General features: G+C 47.4%; 2 tRNA genes and 1 rRNA gene. All 3 read left to right on the top strand.

From position 1 onward, the window contains the following. Positions 1-45 precede the first annotated feature (45 nt). Positions 46-122 (top strand) — tRNA-Ile (locus tag LQ50_RS24080). Between the two features lie 55 nt (positions 123-177). Continuing rightward, positions 178-253: transfer RNA gene (locus LQ50_RS24075), tRNA-Ala, on the top strand. A 283-nt stretch (positions 254-536) separates the two neighbouring features. After that, a 23S ribosomal RNA gene (locus tag LQ50_RS24070) occupies positions 537-947 on the top strand; the annotation flags it as partial.

The raw sequence follows: 947 nt of genomic DNA, 5'->3' as shown, positions 1-947 counted from the left end.
GAGAGGATTCAAAACTCTCAATTTAATTCTTATTTACAATGGTGGGGGCCTGTAGCTCAGCTGGTTAGAGCGCACGCCTGATAAGCGTGAGGTCGGTGGTTCGAGTCCACTCAGGCCCACCATAATAAAATAACTAATCAAACGATTGTTTTAATTGATCGTTTGTTTAAAATGCTCGGGGCCTTAGCTCAGCTGGGAGAGCGCCTGCCTTGCACGCAGGAGGTCAGCGGTTCGATCCCGCTAGGCTCCACCAAAAAATGCTATATGATTTTTCGAGATCAATAGCTAGGTTCTTTGAAAACTAGATAATGCAATAGAAACAATATGTAAGTTTACCGGAATCTTAGTTTTAAGAGAAGGTCAAACGAGCATGTCAAGAATTCAAAAACGACTTTTTCGAATAGATCGTTTTTGGCAAAGAGCTTCGAGCAGTTCGAGGAAACGAGTGGTCGAGGAATGGAGCGTACAACCGTACGTGACATGACCGAGAACCACGAAGTTGACGAAGAAATGCGAAGAAGATCTGCAGCCAAAATGGTTAAGTTAGAAAGGGCGCACGGTGGATGCCTTGGCACTAGGAGCCTAAGAAGGACGCGACGAACGGCGAAACGCCTCGGGGAGCTGTAAGTGAGCTTTGATCCGAGGATCTCCGAATGGGGGAACCCACCATCCGTAATGGGATGGTACCCGTATCTGAATACATAGGATACGAGGAGGCAGACCTGGGGAACTGAAACATCTAAGTACCCAGAGGAAGAGAAAGCAAATGCGATTTCCCAAGTAGCGGCGAGCGAAACGGAAACAGCCCAAACCAAGAGGCTTGCCTCTTGGGGTTGTAGGACACTCTATACGGAGTAAGAAAGAAACGAAGTAGGTGAAACGGTCTGGAAAGGCCTGTCGTAGAGGGTAACAACCCCGTAACCGAAACTTTGTTTCCTCCAGAGTGT

The organism is Halalkalibacter okhensis (assembly GCF_000787375.1).
Lineage (GTDB): Bacteria > Bacillota > Bacilli > Bacillales > Bacillaceae_D > Halalkalibacter > Halalkalibacter okhensis.
Note: the sequence above shows the minus strand (reverse complement) of the source record. Positions and strands in the feature narration are given on the sequence as shown.